At 63.1% G+C, this 22,312-nt stretch carries 19 protein-coding genes; 4 read left to right on the top strand and 15 right to left on the bottom strand.

The window, feature by feature from the left end:
• Positions 1-51: 51 nt before the first annotated feature.
• Positions 52-201 carry a hypothetical protein gene (locus tag BLW25_RS24440; protein ID WP_092899647.1) on the top strand — a complete coding sequence of 50 codons (150 nt, stop codon included), beginning with the start codon at positions 52-54 and terminating at the stop codon, positions 199-201.
• 72 nt (positions 202-273) lie between these two features.
• On the opposite strand, the gene glyA is transcribed toward BLW25_RS24440, so the two are convergent.
• Positions 274-1,569 carry a serine hydroxymethyltransferase gene (gene glyA, locus BLW25_RS12880; protein ID WP_092899645.1) on the bottom strand — a complete coding sequence of 432 codons (1,296 nt, stop codon included), beginning with the start codon at positions 1,567-1,569 and terminating at the stop codon, positions 274-276.
• Positions 1,570-1,865: 296 nt separating this feature from the next.
• On the opposite strand from glyA, the gene BLW25_RS12875 reads away from it, so the two are divergent.
• Positions 1,866-2,630 carry an NAD kinase gene (locus tag BLW25_RS12875; RefSeq protein ID WP_092899643.1) on the top strand — a complete coding sequence of 255 codons (765 nt, stop codon included), beginning with the start codon at positions 1,866-1,868 and terminating at the stop codon, positions 2,628-2,630.
• A gap of 22 nt (positions 2,631-2,652) precedes the next feature.
• On the opposite strand, the gene BLW25_RS12870 is transcribed toward BLW25_RS12875, so the two are convergent.
• The 14 genes from BLW25_RS12870 to BLW25_RS12805 all read right to left on the bottom strand — a co-directional run bounded on the left by BLW25_RS12870 (position 2,653) and on the right by BLW25_RS12805 (position 19,329).
• Positions 2,653-4,116, bottom strand: coding sequence for a sigma-54-dependent transcriptional regulator (locus BLW25_RS12870; protein WP_092899641.1), 1,464 nt, complete (start codon positions 4,114-4,116; stop codon positions 2,653-2,655).
• 264 nt (positions 4,117-4,380) lie between these two features.
• Positions 4,381-6,270 carry a propionyl-CoA synthetase gene (locus BLW25_RS12865; RefSeq protein WP_092899639.1) on the bottom strand — a complete coding sequence of 630 codons (1,890 nt, stop codon included), beginning with the start codon at positions 6,268-6,270 and terminating at the stop codon, positions 4,381-4,383.
• A gap of 251 nt (positions 6,271-6,521) precedes the next feature.
• Entirely contained in the window at positions 6,522-8,813 is a 2,292-nt protein-coding gene (locus BLW25_RS12860) for an NADP-dependent malic enzyme (protein ID WP_092899637.1), read from the bottom strand.
• 160 nt (positions 8,814-8,973) lie between these two features.
• Entirely contained in the window at positions 8,974-10,881 is a 1,908-nt protein-coding gene (gene ftsH, locus BLW25_RS12855; RefSeq protein WP_092902031.1) for an ATP-dependent zinc metalloprotease FtsH, read from the bottom strand.
• A gap of 81 nt (positions 10,882-10,962) precedes the next feature.
• Complete coding sequence (gene tilS, locus BLW25_RS12850) at positions 10,963-12,255, bottom strand: tRNA lysidine(34) synthetase TilS (RefSeq protein WP_171909550.1); 1,293 nt, start codon at positions 12,253-12,255, stop codon at positions 10,963-10,965.
• Positions 12,246-13,070: a tol-pal system protein YbgF gene (ybgF, locus tag BLW25_RS12845; RefSeq protein WP_253188432.1), complete on the bottom strand. Its 825-nt coding sequence runs from the start codon at positions 13,068-13,070 to the stop codon at positions 12,246-12,248. The genes tilS and ybgF overlap by 10 nt, the downstream gene beginning before the upstream one ends.
• Position 13,071: 1 nt before the next feature.
• Complete coding sequence (pal, locus tag BLW25_RS12840) at positions 13,072-13,608, bottom strand: peptidoglycan-associated lipoprotein Pal (protein ID WP_092899633.1); 537 nt, start codon at positions 13,606-13,608, stop codon at positions 13,072-13,074.
• A gap of 119 nt (positions 13,609-13,727) precedes the next feature.
• Positions 13,728-15,059 carry a Tol-Pal system beta propeller repeat protein TolB gene (gene tolB, locus BLW25_RS12835; protein WP_092899631.1) on the bottom strand — a complete coding sequence of 444 codons (1,332 nt, stop codon included), beginning with the start codon at positions 15,057-15,059 and terminating at the stop codon, positions 13,728-13,730.
• Between the two features lie 130 nt (positions 15,060-15,189).
• Positions 15,190-15,681 carry a hypothetical protein gene (locus BLW25_RS12830; protein WP_092899629.1) on the bottom strand — a complete coding sequence of 164 codons (492 nt, stop codon included), beginning with the start codon at positions 15,679-15,681 and terminating at the stop codon, positions 15,190-15,192.
• Positions 15,681-16,961, bottom strand: coding sequence for a hypothetical protein (locus BLW25_RS12825; RefSeq protein ID WP_092899627.1), 1,281 nt, complete (start codon positions 16,959-16,961; stop codon positions 15,681-15,683). The genes BLW25_RS12830 and BLW25_RS12825 overlap by 1 nt, the downstream gene beginning before the upstream one ends.
• 14 nt (positions 16,962-16,975) lie before the next feature.
• Positions 16,976-17,452, bottom strand: coding sequence for an ExbD/TolR family protein (locus tag BLW25_RS12820; RefSeq protein ID WP_092899625.1), 477 nt, complete (start codon positions 17,450-17,452; stop codon positions 16,976-16,978).
• A gap of 3 nt (positions 17,453-17,455) precedes the next feature.
• The gene (gene tolQ / locus BLW25_RS12815) at positions 17,456-18,154 is read right to left on the bottom strand and encodes a protein TolQ (RefSeq protein ID WP_092899623.1); all 699 of its coding nucleotides are present in this window, start codon (positions 18,152-18,154) and stop codon (positions 17,456-17,458) included.
• 136 nt (positions 18,155-18,290) lie between these two features.
• Positions 18,291-18,689 carry a tol-pal system-associated acyl-CoA thioesterase gene (ybgC, locus tag BLW25_RS12810; protein WP_092899621.1) on the bottom strand — a complete coding sequence of 133 codons (399 nt, stop codon included), beginning with the start codon at positions 18,687-18,689 and terminating at the stop codon, positions 18,291-18,293.
• Positions 18,682-19,329, bottom strand: a complete 648-nt coding sequence (locus BLW25_RS12805) for a hypothetical protein (RefSeq protein ID WP_092899619.1) — start codon at positions 19,327-19,329, stop codon at positions 18,682-18,684. Before BLW25_RS12805 ends, ybgC begins: the two co-directional genes overlap by 8 nt.
• A gap of 138 nt (positions 19,330-19,467) precedes the next feature.
• Between BLW25_RS12805 and BLW25_RS12800 the strand changes: the two genes are divergently transcribed.
• Both BLW25_RS12800 and BLW25_RS12795 read left to right on the top strand, forming a co-directional pair.
• On the top strand, positions 19,468-20,280 hold the full coding sequence (locus tag BLW25_RS12800) for a TIGR00282 family metallophosphoesterase (protein WP_092899617.1): 813 nt from the start codon (positions 19,468-19,470) through the stop codon (positions 20,278-20,280).
• 217 nt (positions 20,281-20,497) lie between these two features.
• Complete coding sequence (locus BLW25_RS12795) at positions 20,498-22,276, top strand: SLC13 family permease (RefSeq protein ID WP_092902025.1); 1,779 nt, start codon at positions 20,498-20,500, stop codon at positions 22,274-22,276.
• Positions 22,277-22,312 lie beyond the last annotated feature (36 nt).

The raw sequence follows: 22,312 nt of genomic DNA, 5'->3' as shown, positions 1-22,312 counted from the left end.
GAGCATGTTGAGTGAAACTTAATTAAATTCCTGTGGGGGAGAAGGTTAGGAATGTTGCGCACAATCTCAATCGGCAGCTGCATTTCGGTGCAGGGTTTGATGGTCAGCCAGAACGCGGATGGCACCGTAGTGATCCGGGTGGATGACCGAACCTATACCGGACGCCCGGTTGCGGCGAACCTGCAAGTCGGTCGCGCCTGACCTCAGTTAGACCTCATAACACGATAAAAAAAGCGCCGGGAAACCCGGCGCTTTTTTGATTTTCGGATCTGGTCAGAGGGTCGGGTAAAGCGGGAACCTGTCGCAGAGCGCCTGAACCTCGGCCTTCACTTTGGCCTCGACCTCGCCGTTGCCGTCTTCGCCATTGGCGGCGAGCCCATCAACCACTTCGACGATCCAGCGCGAGATCTGGCGGAATTCGGCCTCGCCGAACCCGCGCGTGGTGCCTGCCGGCGCGCCCAGACGGATGCCCGAGGTCACGAACGGCTTTTCCGGGTCAAACGGCACGCCGTTCTTGTTGCAGGTGATATGGGCGCGGCCAAGCGCGGCCTCGGCCGCCTTGCCGGTCACCTTCTTGGGCCGCAGATCGGCGAGGCAGAGATGGTTGTCGGTGCCGCCCGAGACGATATCGATCCCGCCCTTCATCAGCTCATCCGCCATCGCTGCCGCATTGGTTTTCACCTGGGCGGCATAGGCCTTGAACTCCGGACGCAGCGCTTCGCCGAATGCGACCGCTTTGGCGGCGATCACATGCATCAGCGGGCCGCCCTGCAGGCCGGGGAAGACCGCCGAATTGATTTTCTTAGCGATGTCTTCATCATTTGTGAGCACCATACCCCCACGCGGGCCGCGCAGGCTCTTATGGGTCGTGGTGGTCACCACATGGGCATGGGGCAGGGGCGAGGCATGCACGCCGCCAGCCACGAGGCCCGCGATATGCGCCATATCAACATGGAGGTAAGCACCGATCTCATCAGCAATCGCCCGGAAGGCGGCCCAGTCCCATTCACGGCTATAGGCGGTGCCCCCCGCCAGGATCAGCTTCGGCCTGTGCTCGAGGGCTTTCTTGCGCACCTCGTCCATGTCGAGGCGCTGGTCTTGCTGGCGCACACCATAAGAGACAACCTTGAACCATTTACCGGACATATTGACCGGCGAGCCATGGGTGAGGTGTCCGCCCGAATTCAGATCGAGCCCCATAAAGGTGTCGCCCGGCTGCAAAAGCGCGAGAAAGACCGCCTGGTTCATCTGACTGCCGGAATTCGGCTGCACATTCGCGAATTTGCAGCCAAAAAGCTCTTTCGCGCGCTCGATCGCGAGAGTTTCGGCGATGTCCACATACTGGCAGCCGCCGTAATAGCGCTTGCCCGGATAGCCCTCGGCATATTTGTTCGTGAGCACCGAGCCCTGGGCCTCAAGAACCGCGAGGGAGACGATGTTCTCGCTCGCGATCAGCTCGATCTCATCGCGCTGACGGCCAAGTTCAGAGCGCACCGCTCCGAAAAGTTCGGGGTCGCGCGAGGAAAGAGATTCGGTGAAAAAGCCGGAATCGCGGGTCTGGGCGGTCATACTCGTCTCCGTTGGGCCATGCGGGATGGTATTTTTGGTTGCCGGTTGTTTAGAACACGTACCCCGCCAGGGAAAGGCCGGAAAGCGACCCGTTGCGATATGGTGACGAAATCAGGGCTGGTTGCGCCCGGGATGGCGGCTGTTCCCAGGTGCCTGCTGCCTGCCCCGGAAACTTCCTGGCGGGAACAATGAGGCCAGGGGGGGGCCGGGACACTGCCCGGGTGAAAGACAGGGTGCGCCAGCCCTTGAGTTTCCGCCCCGCCGGGGTCAGGGTTGCGACCTGACGGAGAGGTGGGATGCAGCCAAAAATCAGGTTTACGGCCTCGAAGGCCCCGGCGGCGCAATCGGCACTGGCGCGGCTGACGGCCCGCTATGGGCAGACCGACCTGCGTCGTGCCTCGGTTGTGGTCGCCCTGGGTGGTGACGGGTTCATGCTTGAGACGCTGCATGCGCAATCGGGGCGCGATCTGCCGGTCTATGGCATGAATTGCGGCACCATCGGCTTTCTGATGAATGCCTATATCGATGACGGGCTGCCCGAACGGCTGCAACTGGCCGAAGAGGCGCTGCTCAATCCGCTCTCGATGCAGGCCGAAAACGTGCGCGGCAAGGTCACCAACGCGCTTGCGGTCAATGAAGTGTCGCTCCTGCGGCAGGGACCGCAGGCGGCGCGTTTGCGGGTTTCGATTGACGGTCGTGAACGGATGGCGGAGCTGGTCTGTGACGGGGCGCTGGTGGCGACCCCGGCCGGGTCGACCGCCTATAACTACTCGGCGCATGGGGCGATTCTGCCGATCGGCGCCGATGTTCTGGCCCTGACGGCGATGTCGGCTTTCCGCCCGCGCCGCTGGCGTGGGGCGCTTTTGCCGAAGACAGCCGAAGTGCGCTTTGATGTTCTCGATTCGGATAAGCGCCCGGTCATGGCCGATGCCGACAGCCGCAATTCGGTCCGCGATGTGATCTCGGTCGTGGTCCGTTCAAATTCCGAAATCAGCTATCGCCTGTTGTTCGACCCCGGGCATGGCCTTGAGGAACGGCTGATCCGAGAGCAGTTTGTCTGATATTTCGTTGGGTTGCGCGCCGTCAGCTCTGGCCTGACTTCCAGGATTCGATCCGGCGGTACAGTGTCGAGACCGAGATATCGAGATCATGGGCCGCTTTTGGAACCGAGCCCTGATGACGCGCAAGTGCCGCTTCGATGGCCATGCGTTCGATCTCGGCAAGGGTTTTTCCTGCGAAAACGGGCTCGGCGTCGTCAAGACGCGCAGCGACTGGCGTAAAGCCGGCCGCCCGGGACCTGGTGGTCCCACCCGCGGTCTCGAGGGGCGCGTCTGGAGGTGAGGCCCCCCGATGCTGACCAGGGTCGTCGCGCAGCATTTCGACGGGCAGCATATCCGGCGTCACAAGGCCGCCCGGCTGCATCACCGCGATATTGCGCATAACATTCAAAAGCTGACGCACATTGCCCGGCCAGCGGTAGCGCAACAGGATCCGCTGTGTCTCGGGCGCGACTCCTGCGAAGCTCTTACCCTCCTCACCGCCAAAGCGGCGCAGCGCGACCTCGGCGATTTCGGCGGCGTCGCGGCCGCGATCCCGCAAAGGTGGCATATGCAGAGGCACCACATGCAGGCGGTAATAGAGGTCTTCGCGGAACTGCCCGCGCCGCACCGCATCGAGCGGGTCCTGATTGGTGGCGCAGATGATCCGGACATCAACCTTTTGCGGTCGGGTTGCGCCGAGCGGCTGCACCATCGAGGTCTGCAGGAAGCGCAGAAGCTTGGTCTGCAGCGCCGGTGCCATCTCGCAGACCTCGTCAAGAAACAGCGTCCCACCATCCGCCGCCATTGCTGCACCGGGCTTATCGGCGATGGCGCCGGTGAAACTGCCTTTCAGATGGCCGAATACCTCGGATTCCAGCAGGTCATGCGGGATTGCGCCGCAGTTCAGAGCAATAAACGGGCCGCGCGCGCGCGGCGATTGGGTGTGCAGGGCGATGGCTGCAAGCTCTTTGCCGGTGCCGCTTTCGCCGGTGATGAAAACAGTGGCGATGGAGCCCGCAACCGATGAAATCACCCGATGCACCTGTTTCATCGCCTCGGAGGAGCCGATGCTGGCGGCAGGATCGCTGCTGGCGGCGGTCTCCGCCCGTCGTTTCGGCGCCGGCTGGCCGGGGGCGGTTTCCTCGGCGGCCAGAACCGCGGCACGGACTGCCGCGAGAAACCGGTTTTCTTCGAAGGGTTTAAGCAGGAAGTCAAAAGCCCCCGCCCGCATCGCCGCCACGGCCCGGTCGACCGATCCCTGCGCCGACATGACCACAACACAAAGGTCAGGGTTGATGGCCAGCATTTCGGACATCAGCGCCAGACCATCGCGATCGGGCAACATGAGATCGAGAATGACCACCCCGGGTTTCACCTGATGCAGCAGCTGCAGCGCCTCTGACGCGCTGCCGGCGGGATGCACATTCATTCCGGCAGCAGTCAGGACGGAACGGTAAACAAATTGCAACGATGGCGTATCTTCAACCAGCAGAACAGGTATCCGCATCTGACTCACACCCGGACTGTCTGCCAATCTGGCAGGGAGCACATCAATTCAGCCATCAAACAGGCCAGGGAAATAATATTCATGGAATGAAATTTCTTTCTTCCACAATGGCGTAAGCTGGCACGACCAGAGTGTCAGGTCCAGTGCCTCGCGTCATTCAGGCAGTCGGACCCGGCGTCAAGGACGGATTCCCGCCTGGTTCCGATGTGAGAAGGGCGCCGTGCCGGTCAGGACACAGCGCCGCAACTCGCAAATCCGCCGGAATCAGCCGGCGAGGCCGATGGATTTCAGCGCAATTGTGATCTCGTCGAGGATCACGGGGTCGTCGATTGTTGCGGGCATTTTCCATTCGGTGCCATCGGCGATTTTCACCATGGTGCCGCGCAGGATCTTGCCCGATCGGGTCTTCGGCAGGCGGTCGATCACCAGCGCGCGTTTGAAATCAGCGACCGGGCCGATGCGGTCGCGCATCAGTTTCACGCATTCCTTCACCACATCGTCATATGGGCGGCTGGTGCCCTTGTTCAGGCACAAAAAGCCCAGGGGTGATTGGCCTTTCAGCGTGTCGGCCACCCCGATCACCGCACATTCGGCGACATCCGGATGCGAGGCCAGCACCTCTTCCATCGCGCCGGTCGAAAGCCGGTGGCCTGCCACATTGATCACATCATCGGTGCGGGCCATGATGTAGAGATAGCCGTCTTCGTCGATATAACCGGCATCTCCTGTCTCGTAAAAGCCAGGGAAATGAGAGAGATAGCTCTTTTTGAAACGGTCTTCGGCATTCCACAGCCCGGGCAGGTTGCCGGGAGGCAATGGCAGTTTCACCGCAATTGCGCCAAGCGTGCCGGAGGCCACCGGATGCCCGCCTTCATCCAGCACCTGGATATCATATCCGGGCATCGGCACCGAAGGGCTGCCGGGTTTGATGGGCAGCGCTTCAATACCCATCGGATTGGCGGCAATGGCCCAGCCGGTCTCGGTCTGCCACCAATGGTCGATTACCGGCACATTCAGATGCCGCGCCGCCCAGGCGATGGTGTCGGGATCAGCGCGCTCGCCGGCGAGGAAGCAGTATTTCAGATGCTTCATATTGTAATCTTTGACGAATTCCCCGGCAGGGTCGTCGCGCTTTATGGCCCGGAGCGCGGTCGGTGCGGTAAAGAAGCTCTTCACCTTGTTTTCCGCGATCACCCGCCAGAAGGTGCCGGCATCCGGCGTGCCGACGGGTTTCCCCTCGAATACGATGGTGGTGCAGCCTCTGATCAGCGGCGCGTAGCAGATATAGCTGTGACCAACGACCCAGCCCACGTCTGACGCGGCCCAGAAGACCTCGCCGGGGTCCATGTCGTAGATCGCCTTCATGGTCCAGTTCAGCGCGACGAGATGGCCGCCGGTCGCGCGGATCACGCCCTTCGGCGCGCCGGTGGTGCCGGAGGTGTAAAGGATATAGGCCGGGTGATTGCCTTCGACGGGCAGGCATTCGGCGGGCTCAACGCCATACTGAAAACTGTGCCAGGCGACATCGCGGCCCTCGATCAGTTGGGCAACCTCTTGTTCACGCTGAAAAATAACACAGAAGTCAGGCTTGTGGACGGCCTGGTCGATGGCGGCATCCAGCAGTGGTTTGTAATGTACGATGCGCGAGGGTTCGATGCCGCAGGATGCTGCGATGATCGCCTTGGGGGTGCAGTCATTGATGCGCACCGCCAGTTCATTGGCTGCAAACCCGCCGAAGACGACCGAGTGGATCGCGCCGAGCCGGCCGCAGGCCAGCATCGCTTCCAGCGCCTCGGGGATCATCGGCATATAGATGATGACCCGGTCGCCCTTGGTCACGCCTTTGGCCCGCAGCGCACCTGCGAGGCTGGCCACGCGTTTTTGTAATTCGCGGTAGGTGATGCCCTTTTTCAGATGGGTGACCGGGCTGTCATGGATGATCGCCAGCTGTTCGCCGCGCCCGGCTTCGACATGCCGGTCAACTGCGTTCCAGCAGGTATTCACCAGCCCGTCAGCGAACCATTCGTAATTCGGTGCGTGGTCGGCATTCAGCGCGCGGGAGGGCTGTTTTGCCCAGTCGATGCCCTGGGCCTGCTCCATCCAGAACCCGTCCGGGTCGGATTTCCATTGCGCGTAGACGTCGCGATACCCCATCCCTGCTCCTCCTCCTGACTTAAGCGTTTGTTATGCCAGGGTATCGAAGGGCGCAACTTTGTTACCGGCAACAGTGCTGCCGGAATCGCATTGGTTTGCAGAATTCGCGATAATGGGTTGCGAAATATTTGCAAAATCATGTTTGACTGCGTGCGCAGCGCGAAATCAAGGGAAGTTTGCAAATCCCCGCAGCACGATGCGCCTTGCAGCGGAGAGGTGATTCTCTCCCCGCTGCCAGTGTCAGCGCAGGCTCAGCCGTAATGCGAAACCGGCGTGCCGGCGATGGCCGACATGTTCAGCAGGCCCCGCGCGGTGATCGCCGGCGTCACCACATGCGCCTTATTGCCCATCCCGATCAGGATCGGCCCGACCTCCAGGCCGCCGGCGCGCATCTTGAGGATGTTGCGCACCCCCGACGCCGTATCTGCCGAGGCGAACAGCAGCACATTCGCGGCGCCTTCGAACCGAGCGCCCGGCAGCAACCGCTCACGCAGCTCCTGGTCGAGCGCGGTGTCTACATTCATCTCGCCCTCATAGGCGAAATCGGGTTCGCGCGCGTCGAGCAGTTCCAGCGCCTCGCGCATCACCCGGCCCGAGCGGTTGTCCATATTGCCGAACTGGCTTTGCGAGCAGAAGGCAATTTTCGGCGTGATACCGAAGCGGCGCAGATGGCGGGCGGCACCCATCGCGGTTTCCATGATCTGCTGCGCGGTGGGCTCGGCATTCACATGGGTATCGGCGACAAAAAGCGGGCCATCTTCGAGGATCATCATCGAAAGTGCCGCCACCGCGTGACGTCCGTCGCGGGCGAGAACCTGGCGTATATAGTTGAGATGCCAGTGATATTGCCCGAAGGTGCCGCAGATCAGGCTGTCGGCCTCGTCGCGATGCACCATGACGGCGGCGATGGCGGTTGTATTGGTGCGCATCACCGCGCGCGCGATGTCGGGCGAGACGCCGCGCCGCGCCATCAGCTCGTGATAGGTGCCCCAATAGTCGCGGTAGCGCGGGTCATTCTCGGGGTTAACGAGATGGAAATCGCGGCCCGGCCGGATGGCGAGGCCATAGCGTTCGCAGCGTGACTCGATCACTTCGGGGCGGCCAATCAGGATCGGAACGTCGGTGGTTTCCTCAAGCATCGCATTCGCGGCGCGCAACACGCGCTCATCTTCGCCTTCAGCAAAGACGATGCGGCGGGTGACGGTGCGGGCCGCCTCGAAAACCGGGCGCATCAGAAGTGCCGAGCGGAAGACCGAGCCGTCGAGCTTGCGCTTATAGGCATCGGGGTCGGTCAGCGGCCGGGCCGCCACGCCGGAACTGGTCGCCGCACAGGCCACGGCCGAGGCAACAACGCCGATCAGACGTGGATCGAAGGGTTTGGGAATCAGATAGTCCGGGCCAAAGGTCAGCTGTTCACCCTGATAGGCGGCAGCGGCCTCGGCCGAGGTGGTCTGGCGTGCCAGCGCGGCGATGCCTTCGATACAGGCGAGCTCCATCTCGTCATTGATGGTGGTGGCGCCGACATCCAGCGCGCCCCGAAAGATGAAGGGGAAGCACAGGACGTTATTGACCTGGTTGGGGAAATCCGACCGCCCGGTGGCGATGATCGCGTCCGGGGCGACGGCGCGGGCCTCGGCGGGCAGGATCTCGGGCGTGGGGTTTGCCAGCGCGAAGATCACCGGCTTTGCGGTCATTGTGGCGACCATTTCCGCTGTCAGCACGCCGGGGCCGGAAAGGCCGAGGAACATATCGGCGCCCCTGATGACCTCGGCGAGCGTCGCCGGGGTGCTGCCCTGTGCGAAAGCCGCCTTTTGCGGCGTCATCTGCGTCTCGCGGCCCTGGTAGACGAGGCCTTCAAGGTCACAAAGCCAGATATTCTCGCGTTTGACCCCGAGTTTCACCAGCATTTCGAGGCAGGCGATTCCTGCCGCGCCGCCACCGGTGGATACCAGTTTGATATCTTCGAATTTCTTGCCGGCGACGATCATCGCATTGGTCGCGGCCGCACCGACGACGATGGCTGTTCCATGCTGGTCGTCGTGGAAAACGGGGATGTTCATCCGTTCGCGGCAAATTTGTTCAACGATGAAACAATCTGGTGCCTTGATGTCTTCAAGGTTGATCGCGCCGAAGGATGGCTCCAGCGCGCAGACAATTTCGGCCAGCTTGACCGGGTCGCTTTCGTTCACCTCAATGTCAAAACAGTCGATATTAGCGAATTTTTTGAAGAGGACGGCCTTACCTTCCATCACGGGTTTTGACGCCAGAGCGCCGATATTTCCCAGCCCCAGCACCGCTGTACCGTTGGTAATCACGGCAACCAGGTTGGCGCGCGCGGTGTAGCGCGAGGCGGTGGAGGGGTCGGCCTTGATTTCGAGACAGGCCTCGGCCACGCCGGGCGAATAGGCGCGCGACAGGTCGCGGCCGGTGGCAAGCGGCTTGGTCGCGCGGATCTCCAGCTTACCCGGCTTGGGGAATTCGTGGTAATTCAGCGCCGCCTGACGCGCTGCCTGGGCTGCTTCATCCTGCATTCCGCTCGACATGGCTATCCTCCCCACCAGAATGGTTCACCCTTAAACGAGTGATATGTCATTTCCAATCATCTCTTGAGCCAAAGGCACCTTCACCTGCCGTAAAGCAGGTATGCAAAAGCCGGGAGGCGCGGTCGGCGCTTCCCGGCTGATGAAAAACAGATCCACAGGATCAGGTCGGCGAGGGTTCGGCATCTCCGGGCTTTGGCCCCCGCGAGGTGCGGGTTTTCGGGATCGCCAGCACCGAAGCCGCAGCTTCGCCGACGTCTTCTGCACCGTCATCATCGCCGGGTTTCTGGCCCGCGAGAACCTTGCGGATCTCGTCGCCGGTCAGGGTCTCATATTCCAGCAGGCCCTGGGCCAGGCGCTCGAACTCTTCCTCATTCTCGGTGAGGATCTGCATCGCGCGGGCATAGCCTTCATCGACGATGGCTTTCACCTCATCCTCGATCAGCCGTTTGGTTTCGGCCGAAACCGAGAAGCCGCCGGTATTGCCGTTATAGCCCTCATGCGCTTCGGAATAGTCGATATTGCCGATCTTGTCCGACATGCCCCACCGCATGACCATGGCACGCGCCACGGCCGAGACGTTCTGGATATCGCCCGAGGCACCCGAGGAAACGCGGTCTTCGCCCCATTTCTTGATCTCGGCGGCCTTGCCGGCCATGCCCATGGCGATCCGGTCCTTCATCTGGTCCTTGTGCCAGGAATTGCGGTCCATCTCGGGCAGGCTCATTACCATGCCAAGCGCACCGCCGCGCGGCATGATCGTCGCCTTATAGACCGGGTCGCATTTCGGCAGTTTGATCCCGACAATCGCGTGACCGGCCTCGTGATAGGCGGTCATTTCCTTATCTTCCTGCGACATCACCATCGAGCGGCGTTCCGGCCCCATCATGACCTTGTCTTTCGCATGTTCGAAATCGGCCATGGTGACAAAACGGCGGCCCACGCGGGCGGCTGTCAGCGCGGCCTCGTTCACGAGGTTCGCAAGGTCAGCCCCCGAGAAGCCGGGCGAGCCGCGCGCGATCGTGCGCAGATCGACATCGGCACCCAGCGGGATCTTACGGGCATGCACGTTGAGGATCTTTTCGCGGCCCTTGATATCGGGGTTCGAGACATTGATCTGGCGGTCAAAGCGGCCCGGACGCAACAGCGCGGGGTCAAGCACATCCTTGCGGTTCGTGGCCGCGACGATGATCACGCCTTCATTGGCCTCGAACCCGTCCATCTCGACCAGAAGCTGGTTCAGCGTCTGTTCGCGTTCATCATTGCCACCGCCCATACCGACGCCACGGGCGCGGCCGACAGCGTCGATTTCATCGATAAAGACGATACAGGGAGCGTTTTTCTTCGCCTGTTCGAACATGTCACGCACGCGCGACGCGCCGACACCCACGAACATCTCGACGAAATCCGAGCCTGAGATGGTGAAGAAGGGCACGCCTGCTTCGCCTGCAATGGCACGGGCGAGCAGCGTCTTACCGGTGCCGGGCGGGCCGACCAGCAGCGCGCCTTTCGGGATCTTGCCGCCAAGGCGAGAGAATTTCTGCGGGTTGCGCAGGAATTCGACGATCTCTTCCAGCTCTTCCTTGGCCTCGTCGATGCCGGCCACATCGTCAAAGGTGACGCGTCCCTGCTTTTCGGTCAGCAGTTTTGCCCGCGATTTGCCAAAGCCCATCGCGCCGCCTTTACCGCCGCCCTGCATCCGGTTCATGAAGAAGATCCAGATGCCGATCAGCAGGATGAAGGGCAGGAAGGTCACCAGCAGCGACGACAGGAAGCCCTGTTGCTGCGGGCTGGCCTGAACCTCGACCCCTTTCGCGATCAGCTTGTCAGTCACCTGTTCGTCACCGGGCTTGATGGTCGAGAAGGCGCCGCCATCCTTGGTGCGTACCGTCACCCGCTCGCCGTCAAGGGTCACCGAGGCAACCCGGCCCTGATCCACCTGGGTGATGAACTCAGACCAGCTCAGCGAACGGGCGCCCATATTTGACTGGCCGCCAGAGAAGACCTGGAAAAGCGCCAGGACCAGCAAGAGCAGGACCACCCAGAATGCGATGTTGCGCGCGTTGTTCACGTATTTCTCCCGACAGGCGGCCAGCTGAGCCAAAGGGGCAGGGCCGCATTTTGTACTAATTTAGCAATCCAGGCCCTGGGTTCAATGCGATAAGATGAAACTTCCAAAGGTTGGGTAAAGGCTGGCCTGCCATTTGGCGGCAAATTGCGGGAAAAGGGGGGCGGAAACCAGCCGGTCGCCCTGCCAGAGTGAGGGCGAGACAAGGGCCGCATCCCGCCGGATGCCGGATCTGCGCCAGTCCGGCATCTGCGCAAGCCCATCTGTGCCAAGCGCGCGCAGGGTTGCATCGGGCAGGGACGGGCCGGTTACCTGCCAGCGATGATCCCAGGTCGCGCCGGGATGCCAGGCGAGCGGACCCGCAACGGCCCGCGGTTCGCGGGTCACACGGATTTCCTGCGGGCCTACACGGATCAGGCAGCCGCCCAGTGTGCTGCCACGATGACGCCAGAGTTCGCTGAGCACCTGATGCACGGAATCGGCACGGGGCGGGTGGCGGGTGCCGGAAATCCAGCGGATCGCGGCGATGATCAGGCGGCGCTGCAGCTCGAAGGGGCTGTCGGTGAAGGGGCGATGGGCGAAATGCAGCGCCCCGGCCTCTTCGCGGCCAAAGCGGGCGAAGGCGTCAGCGGTGGTATGGCGGAGCAGATCCTGCACATCGGCCAGATTGCTGATGGTCTCGCTGAAGCTGGAAAGCGTCAGACCAAGCGGCGCCAGCCCGGGCAACGCCTTGCGGATACGCGCACGGGTATAGTGGTCATCTTCATTTGTCGGGTCATCGCACCAGGCAAAGCCATGACGGTTCAGGAAGGCGCGCAGCTCGGCCCGTGACCAGCCCAAGAGGGGCCGCCAGAAGCTGACAGCATTGTGATCAAAGCGCGCGCGCATCCCGGTCAGCCCGTCGAGGCCTGCAGCGCGGCCGAGGCCCATGACAAAGGTTTCGGCCTGATCATCGGCGGTATGGCCGAGGAGGATATGCGCGATCCCCCGTGATTTCGCCCAGGCTGCCAGCAGATCAAGCCGCGCTTGCCCGGCAGCCTGCATCAGATTGCCGGTGGCAGGATGACAGCTCCAGTCAAGTGTCTGATGCGCCAGCCCAAGGCCCGCCGCCACCTGCGATACGAAATCGGCCTCATCAGCGGCTTCAGGGCGCAGGTGGTGATTGACGGTCGCAGCTTCGGCGCTCAGGCCCCAATGCGGCGCGGCCCGGGCGACCAGGTGCAAAAGCGCTACTGAATCGCCGCCGCCTGAGACTGCGACCCCGATTTTCGAAGCACCGGCGTGATGCCGGAATTCAAAGGGCAGACATGATCTGAGCAGGCCGCGGTCGGCCGGCTCATGCTGTTCAAGCCAGCGATACTCTGGGCTCAGGGGCAACCGAGCCCCTGCATGGCGATGGTGGCCTGGGCCGAAGCCTGGCTGGTCGGGAAGTTCAGCGGCACCTGTTGCAAGGTGACGCAGGCCTGATCACGCTCGCCCAGCTGGCCGAAAGCCTCGCCGAGTTTCAGCAGCGCATCCGGGGCAATCGCCCCATCCGGCGCCGTGTTATAGGCGGTCAGATAGGCGCGTGCGGACGGTGCAGTCTGGCCGGCCTGACGAAGGGCCTCGCCGCGCAGGTAATGCGCTTCGGGGATCAGCGGCCCGCCAGGATAGGATTTGGCATAGGTCTCAAAGAGCGCCGCAGCACCATGAAAGTCACCCTGACCGAGCACCCCCTTGGCCCGGTCAAAATCTGCCTGTTCTGCGACGGCAAGCGCTGGTGCGGAGGAGGTGCTGCCCTGAGACGGGGCAGCGGGCGCAACGGGGGCGGCTGCGGCAGAGCTGCCACCGCCAAGAGGCGCGGTCGCGCCCATATTCATCGGATCACAGGACGGATCCGCGTCGCAAATGCGGAATTCGATATCGCCAATGCGGTTGGTGCCGTCCTGGACGACACGGTTCAGCCGCAGCTCGACTTCTTCGGTGCGCGAGGTCAGACGCATCAGCTCGGCCTCAAGCCTGTCCATCCGCGCCAGGGCATCGACACCGCCCACCCGCGCCGAAGCGCCGGTGGTGGTGAGCTCGCTCTTGAGCGAGTTGAATTCAGCGGCGAGCTGGCCCAGCTCGGCCCGCACATCGGCGAGGCTTTCCGCCGCCGCCGGTGTGGCGAGACCAAGGGCCAGCAGGGGAAGAAGGAACCTCGCCCGCATCATATCACGACCCGGCGCCGACCGAGAGAACCGTCACAGAGCGGCGGTTCTTGGAATAGCAGCTCTCGGTCGAGCAAACCTCGATCGGGCGTTCCTTGCCGTAAGAGATCGTGCGCATCCGCGAACCTGCAACGCCTTGCGACAGCAGGTATTGCTGCACCGATGCCGCGCGGCGCGCGCCAAGAGCGAGGTTGTATTCGCGGGTGCCCTGTTCGTCGGCATGGCCTTCGACGATGATCGCATAGCCCGGGTTCTGGTTCAGCCAGTTGGCCTGGCCGTTCAGAATCTGGCGGCCCTGATCCGAGACGGTGGACTGGTCAACCGCAAAGAGCACGCGGTCGCCGACGGTCTGGTTGAAATAGGCGATGGAGCGCGGATCATTCGGATCGCCGAGCCCGTTCGTGTCGATATAGCCCGACCCGCCGGTGCCACCGGTGCCGCCCGTACCACCTGGGCCACCCGCACCGTAACGGTCCGGGTTCTGACAGGCTGCAAGGCCAAGCGCGGCCACAAGAAGAAGGGCTTTCGGGGTAAAGCTCATCGTTTCGTCCTTATAATTCGGCTTTCGGGCCAGCGCGGATCAGTGTTTCGCCGCCCAGGTTAGCAGGTTCCGGGGGGCTGGGGAATCCGGCAGGATCGCCCAGGCCCGAAAATGGCGGTTTACGGCAACAGGGGTGACCAGGCCGGGTCGGACGCCGCGCCTTCGGTCGGGATCTGTTTCAGGTTTCTGCCGAAAGTATCGACCGACCAGAGCGAGGCCTGACCGCCGCCGCCCTCGGTCTCGCGGGTGAACATGATCACGCGGCCATTGGGCGACCAGGTCGGGCCCTCATCGAGGAAGGATGCGGTCAGCAGGCGCTCTTCCGATCCGTCAGTGCGCATGACACCGATGTGGAACCGGCCGGCATTTTGCTTGGTAAAGGCGATCAGGTCGCCGCGCGGGCTCCAGACCGGTGTGCTGTTGCGGCCCGCGCCGCCCGAGATCCGCTGCCCCTCGCCACCGCTCGCATTCATGACATAGATCTGGCTGCCGCCGGTGCGGTCGCTTTCGAAACAGATCTTAGTGCCATCCGGGGAATAGGAGGGCGCGGTTTCGATCGAGGGCGCATTGGTCAGCTGCTGGGTCTGCCCCGAGGACAGGTTCATCTTGTAGATATCGGTATTGCCGCCGCGTTCCAGGCTGAACACGACCGAGCCACCATCGGGCGAAAAGCGCGGCGCGAAGGTCATGGTGCCGGGCTGTTCCGCCAGCGTCTGGCGTTTGAGATTGGCGAGGTTCAGAAGCGTGATGCGCGGAAAGCCGGTCTCATAGCTGGTGTAAAGCAGCCGGTCGCCCGAGGGCGAGAAGCGCGGCGCCAGCACGATGGATGAGCTGTCGGTCAGATACTGCACATTGGCGCCGTCGTAATCCATCACCGCAAGACGCTTGAGACGGGCGTTTTTCGGACCGGATTCAGCGACATAGACCACACGGCTGTCGAAATAGGGGCCTTCGCCGGTCAGGGTCGAATAGACGAGGTCGGCAACCTTATGCGCCATGCGGCGCCAGCCGGCTTTGGTACCGGCGAATTGCATCGCGGCGCCTTCGAACTGCTGGCCATTCGCGATGTCATAGGCGCGGACCTTGACGGTGATCCGGTCTCCGGCTGCCGAGACCGCGCCAACGACCAGGACTTCCGATTTGATCACGCGCCAGTCTTCATAGGCGATCGCGCCGTCAAAGCTCTGGATACGCGAGATATAGGCATCCCGGTTGATGGTGCGAAAGAGGCCGGTGCCGTCCAGATCCGATGTCACTACCTGCGCGAGATTGCGCGCGAGATCCCCGGCGCCGCCTTCATCGACGAAGGCGGGTACTGCGATGGGCATCGGCTCTATCACGCCGGTGCCGATCCTGATCCGGGTCGGACTGTTCTGGGCGCGCACCATGGCGGGGACCATCACGGCCCCGGCCAGCAGGGTGGTCGCAAAGCTTCTTCTGGTGAAGGTCATCTGCCTCTCGCTCCGATCTCGTCCGGTCTGGTGCCGGGTTTGCGGCTCATGGTTAAAACATCCGCCGTAAACTCATCACGGCGTAAAAGGGTTCCTGTGTCATCTGACATCTGTGTCATAGGGCCATCTGTCATTGATTTTCCGCCTGAGCCGGACCAAAGACAAGATCGACCACCGCAGCCTCGGGTCTTCCCCCGGCCAGCGCGCCAAGCGCTTTTGTCAGGGTGCCGGCTGCGAGGGCCCGCTCCAGACTGCGCATCGCGGCCTTTTGCGTGGCATCGGCCACTTCTCCGACCGGGCCGGAATAATCCGCCACTTCGATGATCGGCTGCCCGAGACTTTTGTTAAAACAAAGCCGCAACACGACGCGGGCGCGTTCAGACCCCGGAGGCAGCGTGCCCCTGTTATGGACCAGTGCCACAGCGCGGCCGATCTGATGCATCGCTTCGGGGCTGATGTCGTTGTCGGGCAGCAGATTGGCACAGGTAAAGATTTCGACCACCGCATTGTTGCGGGGGGCGCGATCAGCCAGGGCCGGGCCGCCGGACAAAGTCGCCAGCGCGAAAAGAGCCGCCGGGCCCAGCAGGGCCGGGCGCGTCTGGGGGGCTGCGGCAATGCCCATCACCGCAGCCTCATCCCGCTGCCATCGAACTCGAATTCGAGAACTTTCCAGGTCTCGTATTTGCCCGGCGGCAGCGGAATGCCCCCCGACTGATAGGCGCGGGCAATCGCACTGCGGGCCGCGTTATAGGCGGCCTGGATCGCCTGCTGGCTGGGCCCGCGAGATTCGATCAGCGGCATATCGCTGCCGGGCCTGCCGCTTTCGTCAAAGGTCACGCGCAGCACGACCACGGCATCCATCGCATCCGCACTCAGCGTTCCGACATTCCATTTCGACCCGATTGCGGCTGCGATATCGCCCATCTCACCGCCACTCAGCGGCGGGCCGCTGGCCGCCTGGCCCTGGCCGCCCGAGCCGGTATTGGCTGCGGCGACAGCGGCTGCGATAGCTGCCGCCTCGGCATCGGCGGCGGCCTTTTCGCGGGCGGCGGCCTCGCGGCGCGCTTTGGCTTCGGCCTCTGCCTGTGCGCGGTCGGCTGCGGCGACCTCAGCCGCGATGCGGGCATCGCGCTGGTCCTGGGTCTCGCCTGCAGGTTCCGGCGTGGGCTCCCGGGCAGGCTCGGGCGTCGGTGTGGTGCGATTCGGCCGCGGCTTCGGCCGGGGCGAGGTGCTCGGGCCCAGCGGCTCCGCGTCGCGGTCCTGCTGGTTGGCCTCGGTGATCAGCACATCGCCGCTGTTTACCTCGGTGGTCGCCTGCTGGTCCTCACGCGGGGGCTCGGGGGTCGGCTCCTCCGAGGTGGTGACCTGGTCCTGCGGCCGTTCTGCGGTCAGGGTGTCCTCGGGCGCGACCACCGGGTTCGGGGCGACGCGCTCTGCCGGCCGGGGTTTCGGCCGGGGCGAGGTGCTCATGGTCGGGATCGGCTGCTCTTCGGGCGCGAAAATGGCATCGGGCGGCGCGGGATTTGAGATCACCGGCTCGGGGATGGGCTGGGGGGTCGGTTCGGGCGTGGGGTCAGGCCGCGGCGCCGGTGTCGGCTCTGGCTGAGGTTCAGGTTGGGGCTGCGGTTCCGCTGTCGGTTCGGATACCGGCTCGTCAACCGACGGCTCCACCGGATCCGGGGTCGCGATGGTCTCGCCCGGCTCTGCCGTGTCATCACTGGGTTTCGGCGCGGCGGCCTCAAGTGCTGCGAAATCAATCGAGCTGATGGTCGAGACCGACATCGACATCGGCTCGGCCGGTGGAGAAGGCGAAAAGAACCAGTCGCCGATCATCACCCAGAGGATCAGACCGGCATGGCCTGCCCCTGAGAGGATGGTGCCTGATTTGAAGCGCCCTTCCATGCTGTCGATCCGTCTCAGTTGGCCGCGCCGGCGCCGAAGCTCGGGCCCTGGCTGTCGGTCACCAGACCGATATCATTGAAACCGCCGGCATTCAGCGCGCCCATCACCTGGGCCACACGCTCATAAGCCAGATTGCCATCCGCGCGCAGATAGACCTTGTTCGAGCTCCGCTCCGCCGCGATCGCCTTGAGGCGGGGGATCAGCTCGTTCGGGTCGACTTCGCTGGTCATGATCATCACCAGGCCATCAGCGGTCAGGGTGATCGAAAGCGGCTCTTCCTTTTCTTCGGCCATTGCCCGGGCGGCGGTTTCCGGAAGTTTGATCGGCACACCCACCGTCATCAGCGGAGCTGCGACCATGAAGATGATCAGCAAAACCAGCATCACGTCGACAAAGGGCGTGACGTTGATCTCGCTCATCGCGGCGGAAGATCCGCGACGGCGACCGCGCCGGCCACCGCCCCCGGATTTTTTCATCACCCCGGCGCCCATGGATCAGGAATCCAGCTGGCGCGACAGGATGGTCGCGAATTCATCGGCGAAGCTTTCCCAGTTGCCCTGGATATGTTCGCTGTCTGCGTTCAGTTTGTTGTAGAACACCACCGCCGGAATAGCGGCGATCAGGCCGATGCCGGTCGCCAGCAGAGCCTCGGCGATGCCGGGGGCCACGACGGCGAGCGAGGTGTTCTGCGAGATCGCGATTTCCTCGAACGAGTGCTTGATCCCCCAGATCGTGCCGAAAAGCCCGATAAAGGGCGCGGTCGATCCGGTGGTCGCGAGGAAGGAAAGGCCTTTGTTCAGCTTTTCGCTTTCGCGGGCAATGGCGACATCCATGGCGCGGTCGATCCGGGCCTGGGCACCGGCGATCAGTGCACCATCCTGCTTGTGGCTGCGGCGCCATTCCAGCATCCCCGCTGCAAAGACCCGCTCAGATGCGCCCTGGGGTTCCGGCCCGATCCGCTCGTAAAGCTCGTCCAGCGGCTCGCCCGACCAGAAGGCCTGGTCAAAGGCTGCGGCTTCGGCGCGGGATTTGCGGAACAGGATGTGTTTTTGGATGATGATTGCCCATGCCCAGAAAGACATGCCGATCAGAAGGATCATCACCAGTTTGACCGTAAAGGTCGCACGGGCAAAGAGGGCCAGCAGCGAGAAGTCAATCTCCTGCGCGGCTGTCGCGAGGGTTGTGGGGTCCATTGCGCCTGCTCGTTTAAGATCGCCGGTCAGTATTCGCCGGTCGTTAGACCTGATTCTAGCAGCGTTACAAGGGGAATGCCAACACATCTTAGCGAATGTGGCGTGAGCAGGGCGCCAGTTGCGGCTTTGCAGCGGGTCAGTGCAGCGAAGGGGCGAGCCGCGCGCGGATTTCTGCCGGGATGCGGCTGGCCTGGCCGGCGCCGGTCAGGCAGACCAGCGTGACAGTGGCGCGAAACAGCGTCTCGTCCTGGCGCCGGACCTCCTGGTCCAGCACGATGCGCGCACCGGTGACCGAGGTGAGGGTGGTGGTGACGGTCAGGGCGTCCTGGAATTTCGCAGGGCGCAGGTAATCGGCCTCGACCCGGCGGACGGCGAAGACGATGTCCTGCTGGTCGCGCAAAGCGATCTGGTCGATGCCGCAGGCGGTGACCCAGTCACTGCGGCCGCGCTCGATGAATTTCAGGTAATTGGCGTAATAGACGATGCCGGCAAGGTCGGTGTCTTCATACCAGACGCGGAGGCTGAATTCATGCATCGGGGGCTGCAATACTGTCGGGTGTGGGGAGCATCCTTGCCATCAGCCGCAGCGCATGGCCGGGGTCGCGGGCAACCGCGGGAAGGATCGGGTGATAGGCGGCGCGGATCAGGAGCGCGAGATCGGGATGCAGGATCACTTTGCCCTCGCTGCGGGCCAGCGGGGAAATCTGGCTGAAGGCGCCATCGGCGAAGGAAAGCATCGCCTCTGCTCCCTGGGCCAGCGCGAGGTCCTGGGCGGGCATGTCCGAGAGATGCTCATCCATCCTGAGAAACAGGAATACCGCCTTGATCGCTCCGGTCTCATCGAACCGGAAGGTGCGGTAGCGATTGGCACCCTCGGCGCTGAGCCGCTCGCAAAGCGGTCCGAGACCGGGGATCATATGGTCGAGCTTGGGCACCTGCGGCAGTTCCGCCCAGTCGCGGAAGAAAAACACCATCAGATTGGCGCCGAGTTCGGGGTCGGTTTCCGCCATGCTGTGGCCGGCAAGGGCGACGATTGCCTCGATGGCCCCCTTGACGGTCGCAAGCGTCGCATCATCGGTGCCGAAGATCACCGGCACGATGGGGCGGCCCCAGCGGGCGCAGAGGAAGCTGCCATCGCGGCGGGTGAAGAGCGTCTGGATCTGATCTGGCGACATGGCCTTTGGTTAGCGGGTTCCGCTCCGGGGCTCAACAGGGTGCTGCTGACTGGCTGCGGTTAGCTCTGGCGGGAGAGTATTGAAGTCAGGAGCAAGGGGGCTTGCAGGAAGGGGGGCAGAGGCATAAGGCGGATTGTCATGAAACTGCTTTTTCTTGGCGATGTGATGGGGCGCAGCGGGCGGGCGGCAATAACGGCCGGCCTGCCAAAGATGCGCGCGGATTGGGGTCTCGATTTTGTCGTGGTGAACGGCGAGAACGCGACCGGCGGCATGGGGCTTTCGGCTGACCATGCGAAGGGGATCCTGGCGGCGGGGGCCGATGTGGTCACGCTGGGGGATCACGCCTTTGACCAGAAGGATATGGCGCAGTTCCTTGAGGTTGAGCCGCGGGTGATCCGGCCGCTGAACTATTCCAGGATTGCACCAGGACGGGGCGCGCGGGTGTTTGACGCAGCCGGCGGGCGCAAGGTGCTGGTGGCGCAGGTGCTGGGCCGCGTGTTCATGAAGCAACCTTTCGACGATCCGTTTTCCGCCGTGGATCCGGTGCTGAAGGCGCATCGGCTGGGCGTCACGGTCCAGGCGGCGATCATTGATGTCCATGCCGAGGCGACTTCCGAGAAGATGGGGCTCGGGCATTGGTGTGATGGTCAGGCGAGCCTTGTTGTGGGCACCCATACCCATGTGCCCACCGGTGATGCGCAGATCCTGAAGGGCGGCACCGCCTATCTGTCCGATGCCGGGATGTGCGGTGATTACGATTCGGTGATCGGCATGGAAAAGCTGGAGCCGATGCGCCGTTTCGTCACCGGCATGTCGAAGACCCGGTTCGAGCCGGCTGCGGGCGAGGCGACGCTTTCCGGGGTCTATGTCGAGACCGATGACCGGACCGGTCTTGCCACCCGGGTGGTGATGGTCCGTCAGGGCGGCCGCTTGCAGCAATCCGGCCCCTGATCGCGTAACCCTGTCCTCTGCCATTGCCGGAGGCAGTGGCGGGACGCCTGCCTGGCTGTTTCCGACAGGCGCGGCATCTGCCCCGTTCTGAGCGTCTCGGGCCCTGTCCGGGCCGGGGCGACACCAGATCAGATCCAAAGACGACCGGCTTTGTAGAATTTTCTTCCCCGAACAGGGGGCGCATCCTATAAAGCCGCCAGTTCAGTTGAAGGTCATGATGCTCTGGTTTGAAATCTCCGCCGCCGCGCAGCCCTGGGTGGCGCTGACCATCCTTGTCGTGATGTTCGGCCTCTTCGTCTCAGAGATCATCCCGGTCGAGGTCACCGCCATTGCTGCCGCAGCGGTGATGATGGTGCTTGGCTTCCTGCCCCTGTCCGAGGCGCAATCGGTGCTGTCGAACCCGGCGCCCTGGACGATTGCGCTGATGTTTCTGGTGATGGGCGGTCTGGTGCGCACCGGCGCCATCGAGCAGGTGATCCATGCCGCCGAAAAATCGGTCGAGGGCAATCCGCGTCTGACCATCATCGCGCTGTTTTCATTCATCGCGGTGGCCTCGGCTTTCATGAACAACACGCCTCTGGTGGCGGTGATGATCCCCGTGGTCATGCAACTGGCGCTGAAAATGGGCACAGCCCCGTCCAAGCTGTTGATCCCGCTGTCTTATATGACAGTTATGGCGGGGATGATGACGCTGATCGGAACCTCGACCAACCTGCTGGTGGACGGGGTGGCGGTCAAGGCCGGGATGGCGCATTTCACGCTCTTTGAGATCCTGCCTTTGGGGCTTGCGGTGACGGTTGTGGGCGCGATCTTCCTTGGTCTCTTTGCCAACCGGCTTTTGCCTGTGCGCCAGTCGATGGGGATGCTGCTGACCGACCGGCGCAAGATGAAATATTTCACCGAAGTTGCGATCCCGGAAGACAGCCCGCTGGTTGGCCAGGCGCCGCTGGAGGTTGATCTGTTTCGCCGGAACGGCGTGCGGCTGATCGACGTTCTGCGTGGCGACGCCTCACTGCGCCGTGACCTCGCGCCGGTGCGGCTGGAACCCGGAGACCGCGTTGTGCTGCGCGCCGAACTGGCCGATCTGATGGAATTCGACCGCCGCCGCGAGGTGCATCTGGTCGATAAGCTCTCCTCGGTCAAAACCGAGACGGTCGAGGTGCTGATCGGCCCCGGCTGCCGGATGGAGGGGCAGCGTCTGGGCGATCTGCGCCTGCGCCGCCGCTATGGCGTCTATGTGCTGGCCGCGCATCGTCGCAACCAGAATATCGGCCGCCAGCTGGATGATCTGATCGTGCGGGTCGGCGATACCTTGCTGCTGGAAGGCGCGATCGAAGACATCCAGCGCCTTGCCGCGGATATGGACCTCGTCGATATCACCCGCCCGCGTGAAAAGCCCTATCGCCGCGCGAAAGCCCCCATCGCGGTCGGAGCACTTGCTTTCATCGTCATCCTCTCGGCCTTTGATGTGGCGCCGATCCAGCTGTTGGCCTTCCTCGCCGTGGCGGTGATCCTTGTCTCACGCTGCGTCGACAGCGACGAGGCTTTCAGCTTTGTCGATGGGCGGCTGCTTGCGATGATCTTCGCCATGCTGGCGGTGGGCGAGGGGCTGGACCGTTCCGGCGCGGTCGAAATGATCGTCAATGCCGCCGCGCCCTGGCTCCAGGGGCTCTCGCCTTTCTTCCTGATCCTTGCGGTCTATTTTCTCGGCCTCGTGCTGACCGAGTTTCTGTCGAACAACGCGGTCGCGGTGATCTATACCCCCGTCGCCATCGAGCTTGCCAGAAATCTCGGCATTGATCCGCGCCCGCTGGTGGTCGCGGTGATGTTCTCGGCCACGCTCGCCTTCGCCACGCCCGTTGGCTACCAGACCAATATGATGGTCTACGGTCCCGGCGGCTACCGGTTCTCCGATTACATGCGCGTCGGCCTGCCGCTCAACATCATCCTGATGTTCCTTTGCTCTGCCCTGATCCCCGTTTTCTGGCCGCTCTGAGCCGTTTTCTTCATTTTCTGTCCAAAAATATCCCAG

Origin of the sequence: Rhodobacter sp. 24-YEA-8 (assembly GCF_900105075.1) — a bacterium.
In the GTDB taxonomy this organism is placed as follows: Bacteria; Pseudomonadota; Alphaproteobacteria; order Rhodobacterales; family Rhodobacteraceae; genus Pseudogemmobacter.
This window is presented reverse-complemented; position numbering and strand designations above follow the sequence as displayed.